Here is a 14,425-nt window from a genome sequence, read left to right as displayed (position 1 = left end):
GACAGAGGTTCGTTAAGGTGGTGCCCCCACCAGCCACACCCCGGCACACAATGTTCCCGCTGTGGCTGCTTCCTTCCGGATCTGACCAGGTTCACGGGTAATCGTTGCGGGGGGACCGATGGGGTCACCATAACGACGCTCACCAGTTGGCGAGCCGCGCCATTGTACCGGTCTGGAACGAGTTTACAACCACTGGCTGGATAAAAATTTCGATCAGGCTCAAGCACTTGTGTGACGGGGCCGGGATGGGCTTCGGGCGCTGGAAGAGAGACAGAATGATCCTGTACCCTGCCCGTCCGATCACCCTCAGCCGACAGGTTGCCCATGCAGACTCGATTGGTCAGCTACGAAGAACTCACTCCAACCCAGTGTCAGCAGCTCGAAACGCTGGAGATCGCGCCGGAACAGATTCAGTTTTCGGGCGATATCCACGCCGCGCTTAACACACTTCTCGTCAATCCCAGCGTCAACATTGCGGGTTTCGTGCTGCTGATCGATGAGCTGCCCAAAGGTTTTTTCATGCTCAAACGTGGGGATTGCCTGCCGCACTGGGCACTGGAAGAGGCGACCGCGACCCTGCATGCACTGCAAATCGATCGTCGCGAACAGGGAAAGGGATTAGGCAAGGCATGCTTGAAAGCGCTGCCAGCGGCGTTGAGTCTGAAGTGGCCCGACATCACGCAACTGATGCTCTCGGTGGATGCCGACAATGCGGCAGCTATCGGGCTGTATGTGGGGCAAGGCTGGATCGATACCGGCGAAGCCTACCGCGGACGGATAGGCTTTGAGCGGCGGCTAGTGTTGAAGCTTTGACGAACGCCAAGGCATGCTCTAGTCGGCGGCACCACCACGTCTTCGACGGAGCGCCGCCCGGTCCGCTCCCACAAAAACGCGTTTCTTCAGTGGATTACAGGTTGCTTGATAAGAGGCGGCTGGCCGGCCATGTGCGATCACGCAGATCAGCTGATACACGCATCAACGCCATCGCCAGCAAGCCGCCGCCCACGGTCGGGTGTCTTTTCCCGACTGTTTATTGCGCCTGCAACACCTCATCCGCCTTGCCACCGGCATCCTGGATTACCAGATGGATGAAGTGCAGCTTGGCGATGACCGCGGGCGACAGCACGAACGGGTAGAAATCCGGCTGACCCATACTGCGTGAGAGCTCGTTGAGCATCCCCGCCAGTTCGATCCAGGCGTTGACGAACGACAAGAACGCCGGGCCGCCAGGGTGCTGTGGGTCGAACAGCGTTTCCAGCGGGAATGGCTGGTAGTCGAGCTCCATGTCGCGTGCGCTCATGCCAAAGCCCAGCGCCGTGTCGACCGCATCCATCATGTGCAGGTAATGCGCCCAGGTTTCGGCCCAGTCTTCCCACGGGTGCATGGTGGCGTACGCGCTGACGAAGCTTTCCTGCCAATTATCAGGCGCACCGTTCTGATAATGGTGATCCAGCGCGTCGGCATAACTGGCTCGCTCGTCGCCAAACAGGTTGCGGTAGCTTTCCTGCCAGTAGGTATTGGCGATCAGCCTGTCCCAGTAGTAGTGCCCGACTTCATGGCGAAAGTGGCCAAGCAAGGTACGGTAAGGTTCGTGCATCTGTACGCGCATGGCTTCGCGGTGCGCGTCGTCGGCCTCTTCGATGTTCAGCGTGATCAGGCCATTGGCGTGGCCAGTGGTGGGGAGATTGCCTTCCAGATCTACGCCGACAAAGTCGAACGCCAGCCCGGCTTCTTCATCGACTGCCTTGGGAATGACCTGCAAGCCCAATGAAATCAACTGTGCGACCAGACGCCGCTTTGCGGTTTCGACCTTACGCCAGCGCTCACCGTTTTCCGGGATGGACAGGTCAGGGATGGTGCGATTCAGGCTGCAGGCTACGCAGAACTCGCCCATGTTGTGGGCCGGAAACAACCAGTTGCACGCAGCCGGCGTGTCGAGATTGGCGCAGCGTCGATAGACACCTGCACCCGGCTCATCGCTCAAACGCCATGTGGTAGGCTCAGGCCCCGGCTCCAGCGCCGCAATACGGCCCTGCTCCGGCAGGTAACCCAGTGCTGCCGAGCACGCCAGGCATTGGGTATTAGGGAAAAACACCGATTGTCCGCACTGACATTGCCAGACTTTGCTGTTGCGTTTGGTTTCACCGACAAAGGGCGCGGTAATACGTGAACTCAATTGTTCGAAAAAGCGATACATGGCGATCTCCCGTGGGCCTTGCATGGACTAGATCGTGCGGGAGCTTCAGGGGTTCAAAATATAATTGGGCCCAGTGAATAAAGGCGAAAAGCGCAGGTTTTCCAGACCAGAATGGTGCTGTCATTACACACAACCCAACCTGATCATACTCATCGCTCCGCGTGGGCATGCCGCCCGGGAAGCAGAGCGTCCTGAGAGGCATTACCACGCGGAGCATGAGAGCGATCAATCGCTCGCTTTATACACAAACCCGCCTCAGCACTGATCGTGCCCACCGCTCCGGTGGGCATGCATCCCGGGATGCTCCGCGTCACAAATGGTAAGGCTGCGCATTCAGTGAGCCGAGCGCATGGCTCACGTTATCTTTACGCCCAGTTCGGTCAGACGCGTTAGCAGTTCATCTTCGTCCAGAACGGTAATCTCCAATTCCCGAGCCTTGGTCAGCTTCGATCCCGCGCCCGGCCCTGCGACCACCGTATGGGTTTTCGCCGACACCGACCCGGACACCTTGGCGCCCAGGCTTTCGAGTTTCTCCTTGGCGACGTCGCGACTCATGCGCTCCAGCGATCCGGTGAGGACCCAGGTCTGCCCAGCCAGCGGCAAACCTTCTACGGCTTTCTTCTCGCTGCGCCAATGCATGCCGAAGTCCTTGAGCTGGGCTTCGATGGCGCGTGCGCGCTCAGCGTTGGCCACGCTGTCAAAGAAATCGCGTACCGCCTTGGCTTGTTTCTCGGGCAGCGCCTGACGCATGTCCAGCCAGTCTGCGCCGATGATCGCTTCCAGCGTGCCGAACTTGTCGGCCAGCTTCTGCGCCGCACCGGGCCCGACCGAGGGCACGTGCAGCTTGTCGATCAGCCCGCCCAGCGTGGTGCTCGCAGCAAACTCGGCGCCCAACTCGCCTTGATCCTGCAACTGCAGGCCGCACTCACCCAGCAACGCGTCGATCACGTTCTGGTTGTGCTCGTCTTCGAAGAAACTGTGGATTTCGTAAGCGACTTCCATGCCGATATCCGGCAGGTAGGTGAGGACTTCCGGCAACGCCTGCTTGACACGATCCAGCGACGCCAGCGAGCGCCCCAGTACCTTGGCCGTCTCCTCGCCTACGTCAGGGATACCGAGCGCGTAGATGAAGCGCGACAGAGTCGGCTGGCGGCTGTCGGCAATCGCTTTGAGCAGCTTTTCACTGGAGATTTTGGCAAAGCCCTCCAGGTCGATGATCTGATCAAACTGAAGCTTGTAGAGATCAGCCGGCGAGCCGATGAGTTTTTCGTCCACCAATTGCTCGATGGTCTTGTCGCCCAGGCCTTCGATGTCCATTGCGCGGCGCGACACGTAATGAATGATCGCCTGCTTGAGCTGCGCGCCACAGGCCAGACGCCCGATGCAGCGATACACCGCGCCTTCGCTAACCGTTTCCTTGCCTTTGCTGCGTTTGACCAGTTGGGTGCGTTCGACATGGGAGCCGCACACCGGACAGGTCTGCGGGACCTCGACCGGCCTGGCGTCCTCAGGACGACGCTCCATGACCACCTGCACCACCTGCGGAATGACATCACCGGCACGGCGAATGATCACGGTGTCACCGATCATCAGGCCCAGCCGTGCCACCTCGTCCATGTTGTGCAGCGTTGCATTGGCAACCATCACCCCCGCAACCTTGACGGGTTTCAAGCGGGCAACGGGGGTGACCGCGCCGGTGCGGCCCACCTGGAATTCGACGTCCAACAACTCGGTCAGCTCTTCCATTGCGGGAAATTTATGCGCAATCGCCCAGCGCGGCTCCCGGGCGCGAAAACCCAGCTCGCGCTGATCAGCGAGCTTGTTGACCTTGAACACCACGCCATCAATTTCGTAGCTCAGCGACAGGCGTCGCTCGCCGATGTCGTGGTAATACGCCAGACACTCTTCGATGCCATTGGCGAGTTTGAGCTCGCGGCTGACCGGCACGCCCCATGCCTTGAGCTGGTTCAGCACGCCCACATGAGTGTCGGCGACCTCCGCAGAGGTCTGACCCAGGCCATAACCACAGAATTCCAGCGGACGATTGGCCGTGATCTTCGAATCCAGTTGGCGCAGGCTGCCCGCTGCGGCGTTGCGCGGGTTGGCGAAGGTCTTGCCGCCGACTTCCAGCTGGCTTGCGTTGAGCCGCTCGAAACCGGCCTTGGACATGAACACCTCGCCGCGCACCTCCAACACCTCAGGCCAGCCGGTGCCGTGCAGTTTGAGCGGGATGTTACGGACGGTGCGCACGTTGACGCTGATGTCCTCCCCCGTCGTACCGTCGCCCCGCGTCGCACCGCGCACCAGCGCCCCGTCGCGGTACAGCAGACTGACTGCCAGACCATCCAGCTTGGGCTCGCAACTGTATTGAACCTTGCGGCTGCCTTCAGGCAAGTCCAGCCCTTCGGTCACACGACGGTCGAACTCATGCATGTCGTTTTCTTCGAATGCGTTGCCCAAACTGAGCATCGGCATTTCGTGGCGCACCTGAGTGAACGCCGACAACGCCGCGCTGCCGACACGCTGAGTGGGCGAGTCAGGCGTGACCAGATGCGGATTCTCGGCTTCAAGCGCCTTGAGTTCGTGGAACAGGCGGTCGTACTCGACATCGGGGATGCTGGGTTCGTCCAGAACGTGATAGCGGTAGTTGTGCTGATCCAGCTCTGCGCGCAGTTCCAGGATTCGGGTTTCGACGGCCTTCATACGGTGTTCTCTCAAAAAGCAAAAGAGCAGCCTGGGCTGCTCAATCGGGTGGTTCTGCCGTTGCGGTGCGCAGCCCTTGCAGAACGCCGTTCAACAAGGGCTGGCAAGCGAGCCTCAGCCGCGACGCTGAGTCAGTGCGCGACGCTCGAACTCAACGATGCGCTGGCGGTAGTGCTCGATGGTTTGCGCGGTCATGACGCTGCGCTGATCATCTTTCAGCTCGCCGTCCAGTTCATGCGCCAGCTTGCGTGCTGCTGCGACCATCACGTCAAACGCCTGCTTGGGATGACGAGGACCCGGCAGACCCAGGAAGAAGCTCACGGCGCGGGTGCTGAAATGGTCGATGTCGTCCAGATCGAAAATCCCCGGCTTGACGGCGTTGGCCATCGAGAACAGCACTTCGCCGTTACCCGCCATGCTTTCGTGACGATGGAAGATGTCCATCTCGCCGAAACGCAGGCCGCTTTCCAGGATGTTCTGCAACAGCGCAGGCCCTTTGAAACCGCCTTCGCTGCGGGAAATCACGCTGATGACCAGCACTTCCTCAACCGGAGGCAGGTCTTTGTCTTCAGTGATGCGTTGCGCAGGCTTGTCGTCCGGGAAGTCTTCGTCACGGCCGGTAAACAGGCTCGGGCCGTCCATGTCCAGATTCAGGTCGCCCTGATGCGGCTCGCCCTTGCGCTTCTTGTCGCCATTGCTGCGCTTGCTCTCACGAGCGCTCTCGCGCACGTTGTCTCGCGGGCTGGCACTCATCGACGGAAGGTCGTGCTCGTCCAGATGCGGCTCTTTGTGGGTATCCAGCACACGGGGCGGCCCCAGCACTTCGGCGGAGGCAGGTTCCTCGTCGTCCGGAAGGTTGGAAAAGCTCCGATCAAGCCTGAATTTCAATTTTCCCTTACCGCCGCGCATACGGCGCCAGCCATCGAAGAGAATACCGGCAATGACAATTATGCCGATGACGATCAGCCACTCGCGCAGACCGATTTCCATGTAATCCAGTGCCTCTAATGAAGAATTCTGAAAATAAGGGCCTAAACCCCTTTAATACGTGGAGCCAAGTCTATGTTCTGACTGGCATTTTGCCCACGAAAAAATAAAAAGTGGTCCCTAAACTAGCACGACCAAAGGTAACTTTACACCGTCTGTTACACCTCTTTGGTGCGCAAACTGATATCTGCCTCACGCGCGTCACATTTTCAGCCGTTCAGATGTCGTTTTGCAGATCATTCGGCGGTTATCAGCCTACGCATCCACCAAGGCCATAGCCTCTTCGACATCCACCGCAACCAGCCTTGAACACCCGGGTTCATGCATCGTCACACCCATCAGCTGATCGGCCATTTCCATGGCGATCTTGTTGTGAGTGATGTAGATGAATTGCACCGTTTGCGACATCTCCTTCACCAGCCGCGCATAGCGTCCGACGTTGGCGTCGTCCAGCGGCGCATCGACTTCGTCGAGCATGCAGAACGGCGCGGGATTGAGTTTGAAAATGGCAAAAACCAATGCCAGCGCAGTCAGTGCTTTTTCCCCGCCGGACAGCAAATGAATGGTGCTGTTCTTCTTGCCGGGGGGACGCGCCATGATTGTCACCCCTGTATCGAGTAAATCTTCGCCCGTCAGTTCCAAATAAGCGGAGCCGCCACCGAAAACTTTTGGGAAAAGTGCCTGAATTCCGCTATTTATCTGATCGAAGGTATCTTTGAAGCGATTGCGCGTCTCCTTATCGATCTTGCGGATGACGTTTTCGAGCGTGTCGAGCGCTTCCACCAGGTCGGCATCCTGAGCGTCCAGATAACGCTTGCGCTCGGACTGCTGCTGATACTCATCGATGGCCGCCAGGTTGATGGCGCCCAGTCGCTGAATGCGGGCGGCGATGCTCTCCAGTTGCTGCTCGGCGGCCTGCTCACTCGCTTCCGGCGTCAGCGTGGCAAGCACACCGTGCAGGTCGTAGCCGTCCTCGTGCAACTGATCCTGCAACGCCTTGCGACGGACTGTCAGGGCCTGCCATTCCAGCCGTTGCTGCTCGAGTTGGCCACGCAACAATTGCGACTGCTGTTCGGCCTGGGTGCGGCGCTTTTCAGCGTCCCGCAGCTCACGGTCGGCGTCCTCCAGTGCGTTCTTGGCGATGCGCATCTCGTCATCGACCACCATGCGCCGCTCAAGCAATTCTTCCAGCTTGAGCCGCAATTCTTCCAGCGGTGCCTCGCCCTCCTCAAGATTCAGGCTCAACTGCTCGCGCTTTTCCGTCAGGCGCTCGGATTGCATCTGCAAACGCTCAAGGGCCTGGCGCGTCGAATCATGCTGGGCCTTGAGTGAACCCAGACGCACTGCCAACTGGTGGCTGCGATCTTTGTGCAGGCGCGCTTCCTGACGCACGCGATCCAGCCGCTCGCGAAGGCTGTCGCGCTGAGCCTGCAGCACCTCGCGCTGTTCGGTGTCCAGCGCCATTGCGTCCAGTGCGTCCTGCAACTCCAGGCGAGACTCACCCAGATGCTCATGTTCAAGCGCTCGCTGCTCGGCCAGTTCGGCCAACTCTTCGTCCAGTCGTGTGCGGCGCAACGTCAGCTGTTCGACCTTGGCCTTGGCCGCCGACAGTTGCGCATTGAGTTCGCTTTGCTGACGGGTTTCATCCTGCACACGGCGGCGCAACTGCTCTCTTGATTCCTCCTGCTGCGCTTGCTGCTCGCGCAGGCTCAGCAATTGTTCTTCTAGCGCGACCAGCGTGACTTCGCGTTCGTCACGCTCAAGCCCGAGCTGCTGCAATTCCTGCCCTCGCGCCAGCACCCCGCTCTGCGCTTCGCTGGCGCGTCGCACCCGCAAAAAGTGCCGCCCGACCCAATAACCGTCGCGACTGATCAGACTCTGCCCTGCCGCCAGCTCGCCCCGGCGCGCCAACGCTTCGTCCAGATCGTTGACCGGAATCACCTGCCCCAACCAGGCAGACAAATCAATGTCACTTTCTACCTTGTCCAGCAGACTGCCTGCCATTCGCGGGGTATCGGCACCCGCACTCAACAGACGCAAATCGCCCTGCTGAAAGCTGGCGACGTCCAGCTCACCGAAGTCATCCACCAGAACGGCTTGCAAGTCAGCGCCAAGCACTGTTTCGACTGCCATTTCCCAGCCAGCCTCGACCCTGAGGTTTTCCGCCAGACGCGGACGCTGATCCAGTTGCTGATCGCGCAGCCATTCGGCGGTGCCGGTGTCGGGATCGAGTGCAGCCTGTTGCAAGGCTTCCAGCGAGGCCAGCCGCCCATTGAGGCGTTGCAGCTCGCCCTGAGCCTGCTGCTGATCCTGATTGGCGCGCTGCAAGGCATCGCGCAGTTGCTCAAGACGTTCAACTGCCTGCTCCTCGCCCATGTGCAGCTCTTCGAGGGTCATCTGGCGACTGGCAAGGTCTTCGCTCAGCTCCAGGATGGCGGCGTCTTCAGGGTCGGCCGCCAACAATTGACGCTCCTCACCCAGACGCCGCTGGCGCTCGGCCAGCCGCTCCATGCTCTGTTCTAGCTGCTGAATGCGCGATTGCTGAACCTGGGCCTGGCGCTGCGGCTCGGCGGACCGTTGATTGAACACATCCCACTGTTCTTGCCAGCCGTGCATCGCGGCTTCGGCATCTTCCAGGGCGACGGCGGACTCTTCGGCAGCCGCGCTGGTCATCTCCTGCTCGGGTTCGAGCATCTCAAGCTCTTCACTGAGGGTGGCCAGCAACGTGGTGTCGTGCCCAAGGTGCGATTCGGTTTCCTGACGGGCACGCTCGGCTTCGCGCAGATCGTCCTGCAACTGACGCAGACGCTGCTGGCCGTGCTGAATACTCTGCTCGACGCGGGCAATGTCGCCACCCACCGAATAGAAGCGGCCCTGCACCAGATTGAAGCGTTCAGAGAGGTCATGATGGCCGTCCCGCAGCCTTTCGATGCTGGCATCGGCACTGCGCTGATCGGCGACCAGCGCTTCGAATCCGACTTCCTGACCGCCAATCACCGCTTCACGCTGGCCGACCTGATCGTTCAAGGCCTGCCAGCGCAACGCCGACAGTTGCGCCTTGAGCTGACGCTCTTCGGTCTTGTATTCCTGATACTTCTCGGCGGCCTGGGCCTGACGGTGCAGCCGCTCCAACTGACGCTCCAGCTCTTCACGCAGGTCGGTCAGGCGTGCCAGGTTTTCGTGGGTGCGACGAATGCGGTTCTCGGTTTCGCGACGGCGTTCCTTGTACTTGGAGATACCGGCCGCTTCTTCGATGAAGTTACGCAGGTCCTCCGGCTTGGCTTCGATCAGCTTGGAGATCATGCCCTGCTCGATGATCGAGTAGCTGCGTGGCCCCAGGCCGGTGCCAAGGAAGATGTCGGTGATGTCACGACGACGGCATTTGGTGCCGTTGAGGTAATAGCTGTTCTGGCTGTCGCGGGTCACTTTGCGGCGAATGGAGATTTCCGCGTAGGCCGCGTATTCACCCACCAGCGTGCCGTCGGAGTTGTCGAACACCAGCTCGATGCTGGCCTGACTGACCGGCTTGCGGCTGGTGGACCCGTTGAAGATGACGTCGGTCATCGACTCGCCGCGCAGGTTCTTGGCCGAGCTTTCGCCCATGACCCAGCGCACGGCGTCGATGATGTTGGATTTACCGCAGCCGTTAGGGCCGACAACGGCCGCCATGTTACTGGGGAAGTTCACCGTGGTGGGGTCGACGAAGGACTTGAACCCCGCCAGCTTGATGCACTTCAGACGCATCTCATCAGCCTGCTGCCAAAGCGGAAAGAACCAACTGACAACTGCGCTGGCAGTAGCTGACCAATACAACGCGAATCTGCGCCAGATCCCGCGCGACCACGGCTTCGAGCAAGCGACCGAACAGGTCGAGGTAATCCCTCATCTCCGTCTTGCGCTGTTCGAGGGCGAGAAAATAGCTGCGGCTCATGGAAGGCTGAAGGTTTTCGATGGTTTCCTCCAGGTACGGGTTATTGGCAAAGGGATACGCGGCGCGCATGACGTTGAAGCTCTCCTCGACGAAGGACTTGACGTCCTCGCTGTCCAGACTGGCCTGCAAACGCTGCTGGATCGCCAGGAACGGGGCGAGATCATCCTGGGTTTTCCAGCGTTCGGCAACGGCATTGGCCTGCAGAATATAAAGCTCGCTCATCAACGAGCACAAGCTGGTGACATTGTGGGCGTTGAGTATCGTGACCTGCGCACCACGGCGCGGCAGGATCGCCACCAGATGGCGGCGTTCCAGAATCAGCAATGCTTCACGCACCGAACCACGGCTGACGTTCAATGCCTGCGTGACTTTTTGCTCCTGAATTCGCTCTCCTGGCTTGAGCTCACCGCGGATAATCCTTTCTGCAAGGTGATGGGCTATTTGCTCAGCGAGGCTGTCCGGTGCCTTGAACGTCATGACTATCCTTCAAAAACCAGTTCTACATACAAGAGGCGGAGTGTATCGCAAGCCAAGGGGATGGCGCAGGGCCATATCCCATGAAACTGGCACGAAACACGCAAAACCTCGCACATCGCCCTAGGGCGGATTCAACGCTTGTGACGCCTTTGATCGGCAGAGGTGCAAAAAACCTGATTTCCTGACTCTGAAGTCAGAAACAAATTGACCCAATAAGCAAAACTGCTAGATTCATCGACATGTCCGATGACAGTTAATTGAGGGCATTACGCCGTGATTCAGTTCCTTTTGAACCAAGAGCTAAAGACCGAGCGAACCCTCGATCCAAACATGACGGTGCTGACCTACCTGCGCGAGCAGGCACACAAGCCCGGCACCAAGGAAGGGTGCGCCAGCGGTGACTGTGGCGCGTGTACTGTCGTGATCGGCGAGCTGCACACCGACGCCACAGGCGAGCAACGCCTGCGCTATCGCAGTCTCAATTCATGCCTGACGTTCGTGGCGTCGCTGCATGGCAAGCAGTTGATCAGCGTCGAAGACCTCAAGCACCAGGGCCGGTTGCACAGCGTTCAGCAGGCGATGGTCGAGTGCCACGGCTCACAATGCGGTTTCTGTACGCCGGGTTTTGTGATGTCGCTGTTCGCCTTGCAAAAGAACAGCGAGCAGGCCGATGCGCATCAGACTCATGAAGCACTGGCCGGCAATCTGTGTCGATGCACGGGTTACCGTCCGATCCTGGCCGCCGCCGAGCAAGCGTGCGGGCAACGCCAGCCGGATCAATTCGACCAGCATCAGGCACAGACCCTCGAACGCTTGCGCGCCATCGCCCCGCAGCAGACCGGCGAGCTGAACGACGGCGAAAAACGCTGTCTTGTTCCGCTGACCGTGGCCGACCTCGCCGACCTGTACGACGCCAATCCCCATGCGCGCCTGCTGGCAGGCGGTACTGACCTGGCCCTGGAAGTCACCCAGTTTCACAAGTCGCTGCCGGTGATGATCTATGTGGGCCATATCGAGACCATGAAGCGCGTCGAGCGTTTCGAGGATCGGCTGGAAATCGGTGCCGCCACACCGTTGACCGATTGTTACGCTGCCTTGAAAGCCGAGTACCCCGATTTCGGCGAATTGTTGCAACGCTTCGCATCATTGCAGATTCGCAATCAGGGCACGCTGGGCGGCAACATCGGCAACGCCTCCCCGATTGGCGACGCCCCGCCCCTGCTTATCGCCCTCGGCGCGCAGATCATGCTGCGCAAAGGCGAGGCCCGGCGCACCCTGGCGCTGGAAGATTACTTCATCGATTACAAGGTCACGGCACGGCAGGAAAGCGAGTTCATCGAGAAAATCATCGTACCGACTGCCAATCACCATCAGATCTTCAAGGCCTATAAGGTGTCCAAGCGACTGGACGACGATATTTCGGCGGTCTGTGCGGCCTTCCGTTTGCAGATAAAAGACGGCGCGATTGAGGAAGCTCGCATTGCGTTCGGCGGGATGGCGGCCATTCCCAAACGCGCTGCGGCCTGTGAACGAGCACTCATCGGTCAGCCGTGGAACAGTGAAACCGTCGAGCACGCTTGCGCCGCATTGGGGGACGACTTCACCCCTCTATCAGACTTCCGCGCCAGCAAGGAATACCGCCTGTTGAGTGCCCGCAACCTGCTGCGCAAGTGCTTTATAGAGTTGCAGACGCCTCACACACCAACGCGGGTGACTCACTATGTCTGATCACGCCCCGCAAAAGACTCAGGCCGAGATGGCCGAGCTGTTCCAGCAAGGGATCACCACGGGGGCAGGACGCAGCGTGAAGCACGACAGCGCCGACAAGCATGTGTCCGGCGAAGCTGTGTACATCGATGACCGGCTGGAATTTCCCAATCAACTGCATGTGTATGCGCGGCTTTCGGACCGCGCCCATGCGCGCATCCTCAGCATCGACACCGCCCCATGCCATGCCGTCGAAGGCGTGCGCATCGTCATTACCCACGAGGACATTCCAGGCCTGAAAGACATCGGCCCGCTGCTGCCCGGCGACCCGCTGCTGGCCATCGACAAGGTCGAATTCGTCGGTCAGCCGGTGCTGGCCGTCGCTGCACGTGATCTGGACACCGCTCGCAAAGCGGCGATGGCGGCGGTGATCGAATACGAAGACCTGGAGCCGGTACTGGACGTGGTACAGGCCCTGCGACAAAAGCATTTCGTGCTCGACAGCCACACCCACAAGCGTGGCGATTCGGCGACCGCGCTGCAAGGCGCCACTCACCGCTTGCAAGGCAGCCTGCACATTGGCGGGCAGGAGCATTTTTATCTGGAGACGCAGATCGCTTCAGTAATGCCCACCGAAGATGGCGGCATGATCGTGTACAGCTCGACCCAGAACCCCACCGAAATTCAGAAGCTGGTGGCCGAAGTGCTGGACGTTCCGATGAATCGGATCGTGGTCGACATGCGCCGCATGGGTGGCGGCTTCGGCGGCAAGGAAACCCAGGCGGCCAGCCCTGCGTGCCTGTGTGCCGTGGTCGCACGCTTGACCGGGCAACCGACCAAGATGCGCCTGCAACGGGTCGAAGACATGATCATGACCGGCAAGCGTCACCCCTTCTATATCGAGTACGACGTGGGGTTCGACGATAACGGTCGGTTGCAGGGCATCGAACTGGACCTGGCGGGCAACTGCGGCTATTCACCTGACCTGTCGGCGTCCATCGTCGACCGCGCCATGTTTCACGCAGACAACGCCTATTACTTGGGCGAAGCCACGATCAATGGCCATCGCTGCAAGACTCATACAGCGTCCAACACGGCCTATCGCGGCTTCGGTGGCCCGCAGGGCATGGTCGCTATTGAAGAAGTCATGGACTGCATCGCCCGTTACCTGGGCAAAGACCCGCTGGCGGTGCGCAAGGCCAACTATTACGGCAAGACTGAGCGCAACGTCACCCACTACTACCAGACGGTGGAGCACAATCTGCTGGAAGAAATGACCGCCGATCTTGAGCAGAGCTGCGAGTACGCGGAGCGTCGTGAGGCGATTCGCGTGTTCAACGCGGGCAGCCCGATTCTGAAAAAGGGTTTGGCCCTGACGCCGGTCAAGTTCGGCATTTCGTTCACCGCCAGCTTTCTCAATCAGGCCGGGGCGCTGATCCATATCTACACCGATGGCAGCATTCACCTGAACCACGGCGGCACCGAGATGGGCCAAGGGCTCAACGTCAAGGTGGCGCAGGTCGTGGCCGAGGTGTTTCAGGTCGATATCGAACGCATCCAGATCACGGCGACCAACACCGACAAGGTGCCCAACACCTCGCCTACGGCCGCTTCCAGCGGCACCGACCTCAACGGCAAGGCCGCGCAAAATGCCGCCGAAATCCTCAGGCAGCGGCTGGTCGAGTTTGCCGCGAAGCACTTCAAGATTGAGGAGAGCCAGGTCGAGTTCCGTAACGGCCATGTGAGGGCTGGCGAGACGCTGCTGTCGTTCGCCGAGCTGGCGCAATTGGCGTGGATGGGCCAGGTGTCGCTGTCCAGCACCGGCTATTACAAAACGCCCAAGATTTTCTACGACCGCAGCCAGGCACGCGGACGGCCGTTCTACTACTTCGCTTTTGGCGCAGCCTGCGCCGAGGTGATCGTCGACACCTTGACTGGCGAATACAAGATGCTGCGCACCGACATCCTGCATGACGTCGGCGCCTCGCTGAATCCGGCCATCGACATTGGCCAGGTCGAAGGCGGCTACATTCAGGGCGCGGGCTGGCTGACCACCGAGGAGTTGGTGTGGAGCGCCAAGGGCAAACTGCTGACCACAGGGCCTGCGTCGTACAAGATCCCTGCGGTGGCCGACATGCCGCTGGACCTGCGGGTAAAGCTGGTGGAAAACCGCAAGAACCCCGAAGACACGGTGTTCCACTCCAAGGCCGTGGGCGAACCGCCGTTCATGCTGGGCATTGCCGCCTGGTGCGCCATCAAGGACGCCGTGGCCAGCCTGGGCGACTACCGCCACCAACCCCGCATTGACGCGCCTGCAACACCAGAAAAGGTGTTGTGGGGCTGTGAACAGATGCGCGAACTGGGGAAAGCCACATGCTTGTGACCATCGCTGATCGTCTCCCTTGCTCCGCGTCCAGGCGTTT

8 protein-coding genes and 1 other RNA gene are annotated in these 14,425 nt (G+C 60.0%); 3 read left to right on the top strand and 6 right to left on the bottom strand.

From position 1 onward, the window contains the following. Positions 1–24 precede the first annotated feature (24 nt). An RNA gene (ffs, locus tag ALP40_RS03130) (signal recognition particle sRNA small type) lies at positions 25–121 on the bottom strand. A 203-nt stretch (positions 122–324) separates the two neighbouring features. Here ffs and ALP40_RS03125 point away from each other — a divergent pair. After that, positions 325–813: an N-acetyltransferase gene (locus ALP40_RS03125; RefSeq protein WP_122206826.1), complete on the top strand. Its 489-nt coding sequence runs from the start codon at positions 325–327 to the stop codon at positions 811–813. Between the two features lie 217 nt (positions 814–1,030). Here ALP40_RS03125 and ALP40_RS03120 read toward each other — a convergent pair whose 3' ends face one another. The 5 genes from ALP40_RS03120 to ALP40_RS03100 all read right to left on the bottom strand — a co-directional run bounded on the left by ALP40_RS03120 (position 1,031) and on the right by ALP40_RS03100 (position 10,295). Then, positions 1,031–2,197, bottom strand: a complete 1,167-nt coding sequence (locus ALP40_RS03120) for a putative zinc-binding metallopeptidase (RefSeq protein ID WP_122206825.1) — start codon at positions 2,195–2,197, stop codon at positions 1,031–1,033. A 354-nt stretch (positions 2,198–2,551) separates the two neighbouring features. Continuing rightward, positions 2,552–4,900 (bottom strand): NAD-dependent DNA ligase LigA, encoded by a 2,349-nt coding sequence (gene ligA, locus ALP40_RS03115; protein WP_122206824.1) that lies wholly within the window; start codon positions 4,898–4,900, stop codon positions 2,552–2,554. 114 nt (positions 4,901–5,014) lie between these two features. Continuing rightward, positions 5,015–5,890, bottom strand: coding sequence for a cell division protein ZipA (zipA, locus tag ALP40_RS03110; protein ID WP_122206823.1), 876 nt, complete (start codon positions 5,888–5,890; stop codon positions 5,015–5,017). A 252-nt stretch (positions 5,891–6,142) separates the two neighbouring features. Beyond that, positions 6,143–9,631, bottom strand: a complete 3,489-nt coding sequence (smc, locus tag ALP40_RS03105) for a chromosome segregation protein SMC (protein ID WP_122206822.1) — start codon at positions 9,629–9,631, stop codon at positions 6,143–6,145. 4 nt (positions 9,632–9,635) lie between these two features. Next, on the bottom strand, positions 9,636–10,295 hold the full coding sequence (locus ALP40_RS03100) for a GntR family transcriptional regulator (RefSeq protein ID WP_122206821.1): 660 nt from the start codon (positions 10,293–10,295) through the stop codon (positions 9,636–9,638). A gap of 273 nt (positions 10,296–10,568) precedes the next feature. Between ALP40_RS03100 and xdhA the strand changes: the two genes are divergently transcribed. Together xdhA and xdhB are read left to right on the top strand one after the other, a co-directional pair. After that, a complete protein-coding gene (xdhA, locus tag ALP40_RS03095) occupies positions 10,569–12,023 on the top strand; it encodes a xanthine dehydrogenase small subunit (RefSeq protein WP_122206820.1) in 1,455 nt (484 codons plus the stop codon). Beyond that, positions 12,016–14,385, top strand: a complete 2,370-nt coding sequence (gene xdhB, locus ALP40_RS03090) for a xanthine dehydrogenase molybdopterin binding subunit (protein WP_122206819.1) — start codon at positions 12,016–12,018, stop codon at positions 14,383–14,385. Before xdhA ends, xdhB begins: the two co-directional genes overlap by 8 nt. The last annotated feature ends 40 nt before the right edge of the window (positions 14,386–14,425 follow it).

It is taken from the genome of Pseudomonas viridiflava (assembly GCF_003702045.1).
GTDB classification, from domain to species: Bacteria; Pseudomonadota; Gammaproteobacteria; order Pseudomonadales; family Pseudomonadaceae; genus Aquipseudomonas; species Aquipseudomonas viridiflava_C.
This window is presented reverse-complemented; position numbering and strand designations above follow the sequence as displayed.

What these genes read in the sequence shown, in the direction of transcription:
- ALP40_RS03125 (WP_122206826.1), top strand. Translation starts at nt 325, where the DNA reads ATGCAGACTCGATTGGTCAGCTACGAAGAACTCACTCCAACCCAGTGT.
- ALP40_RS03120 (WP_122206825.1), bottom strand. Translation starts at nt 2,197, where the DNA reads ATGTATCGCTTTTTCGAACAATTGAGTTCACGTATTACCGCGCCCTTT.
- ligA (WP_122206824.1), bottom strand. Translation starts at nt 4,900, where the DNA reads ATGAAGGCCGTCGAAACCCGAATCCTGGAACTGCGCGCAGAGCTGGAT.
- zipA (WP_122206823.1), bottom strand. Translation starts at nt 5,890, where the DNA reads ATGGAAATCGGTCTGCGCGAGTGGCTGATCGTCATCGGCATAATTGTC.
- smc (WP_122206822.1), bottom strand. Translation starts at nt 9,631, where the DNA reads ATGCGTCTGAAGTGCATCAAGCTGGCGGGGTTCAAGTCCTTCGTCGAC.
- ALP40_RS03100 (WP_122206821.1), bottom strand. Translation starts at nt 10,295, where the DNA reads ATGACGTTCAAGGCACCGGACAGCCTCGCTGAGCAAATAGCCCATCAC.
- xdhB (WP_122206819.1), top strand. Translation starts at nt 12,016, where the DNA reads ATGTCTGATCACGCCCCGCAAAAGACTCAGGCCGAGATGGCCGAGCTG.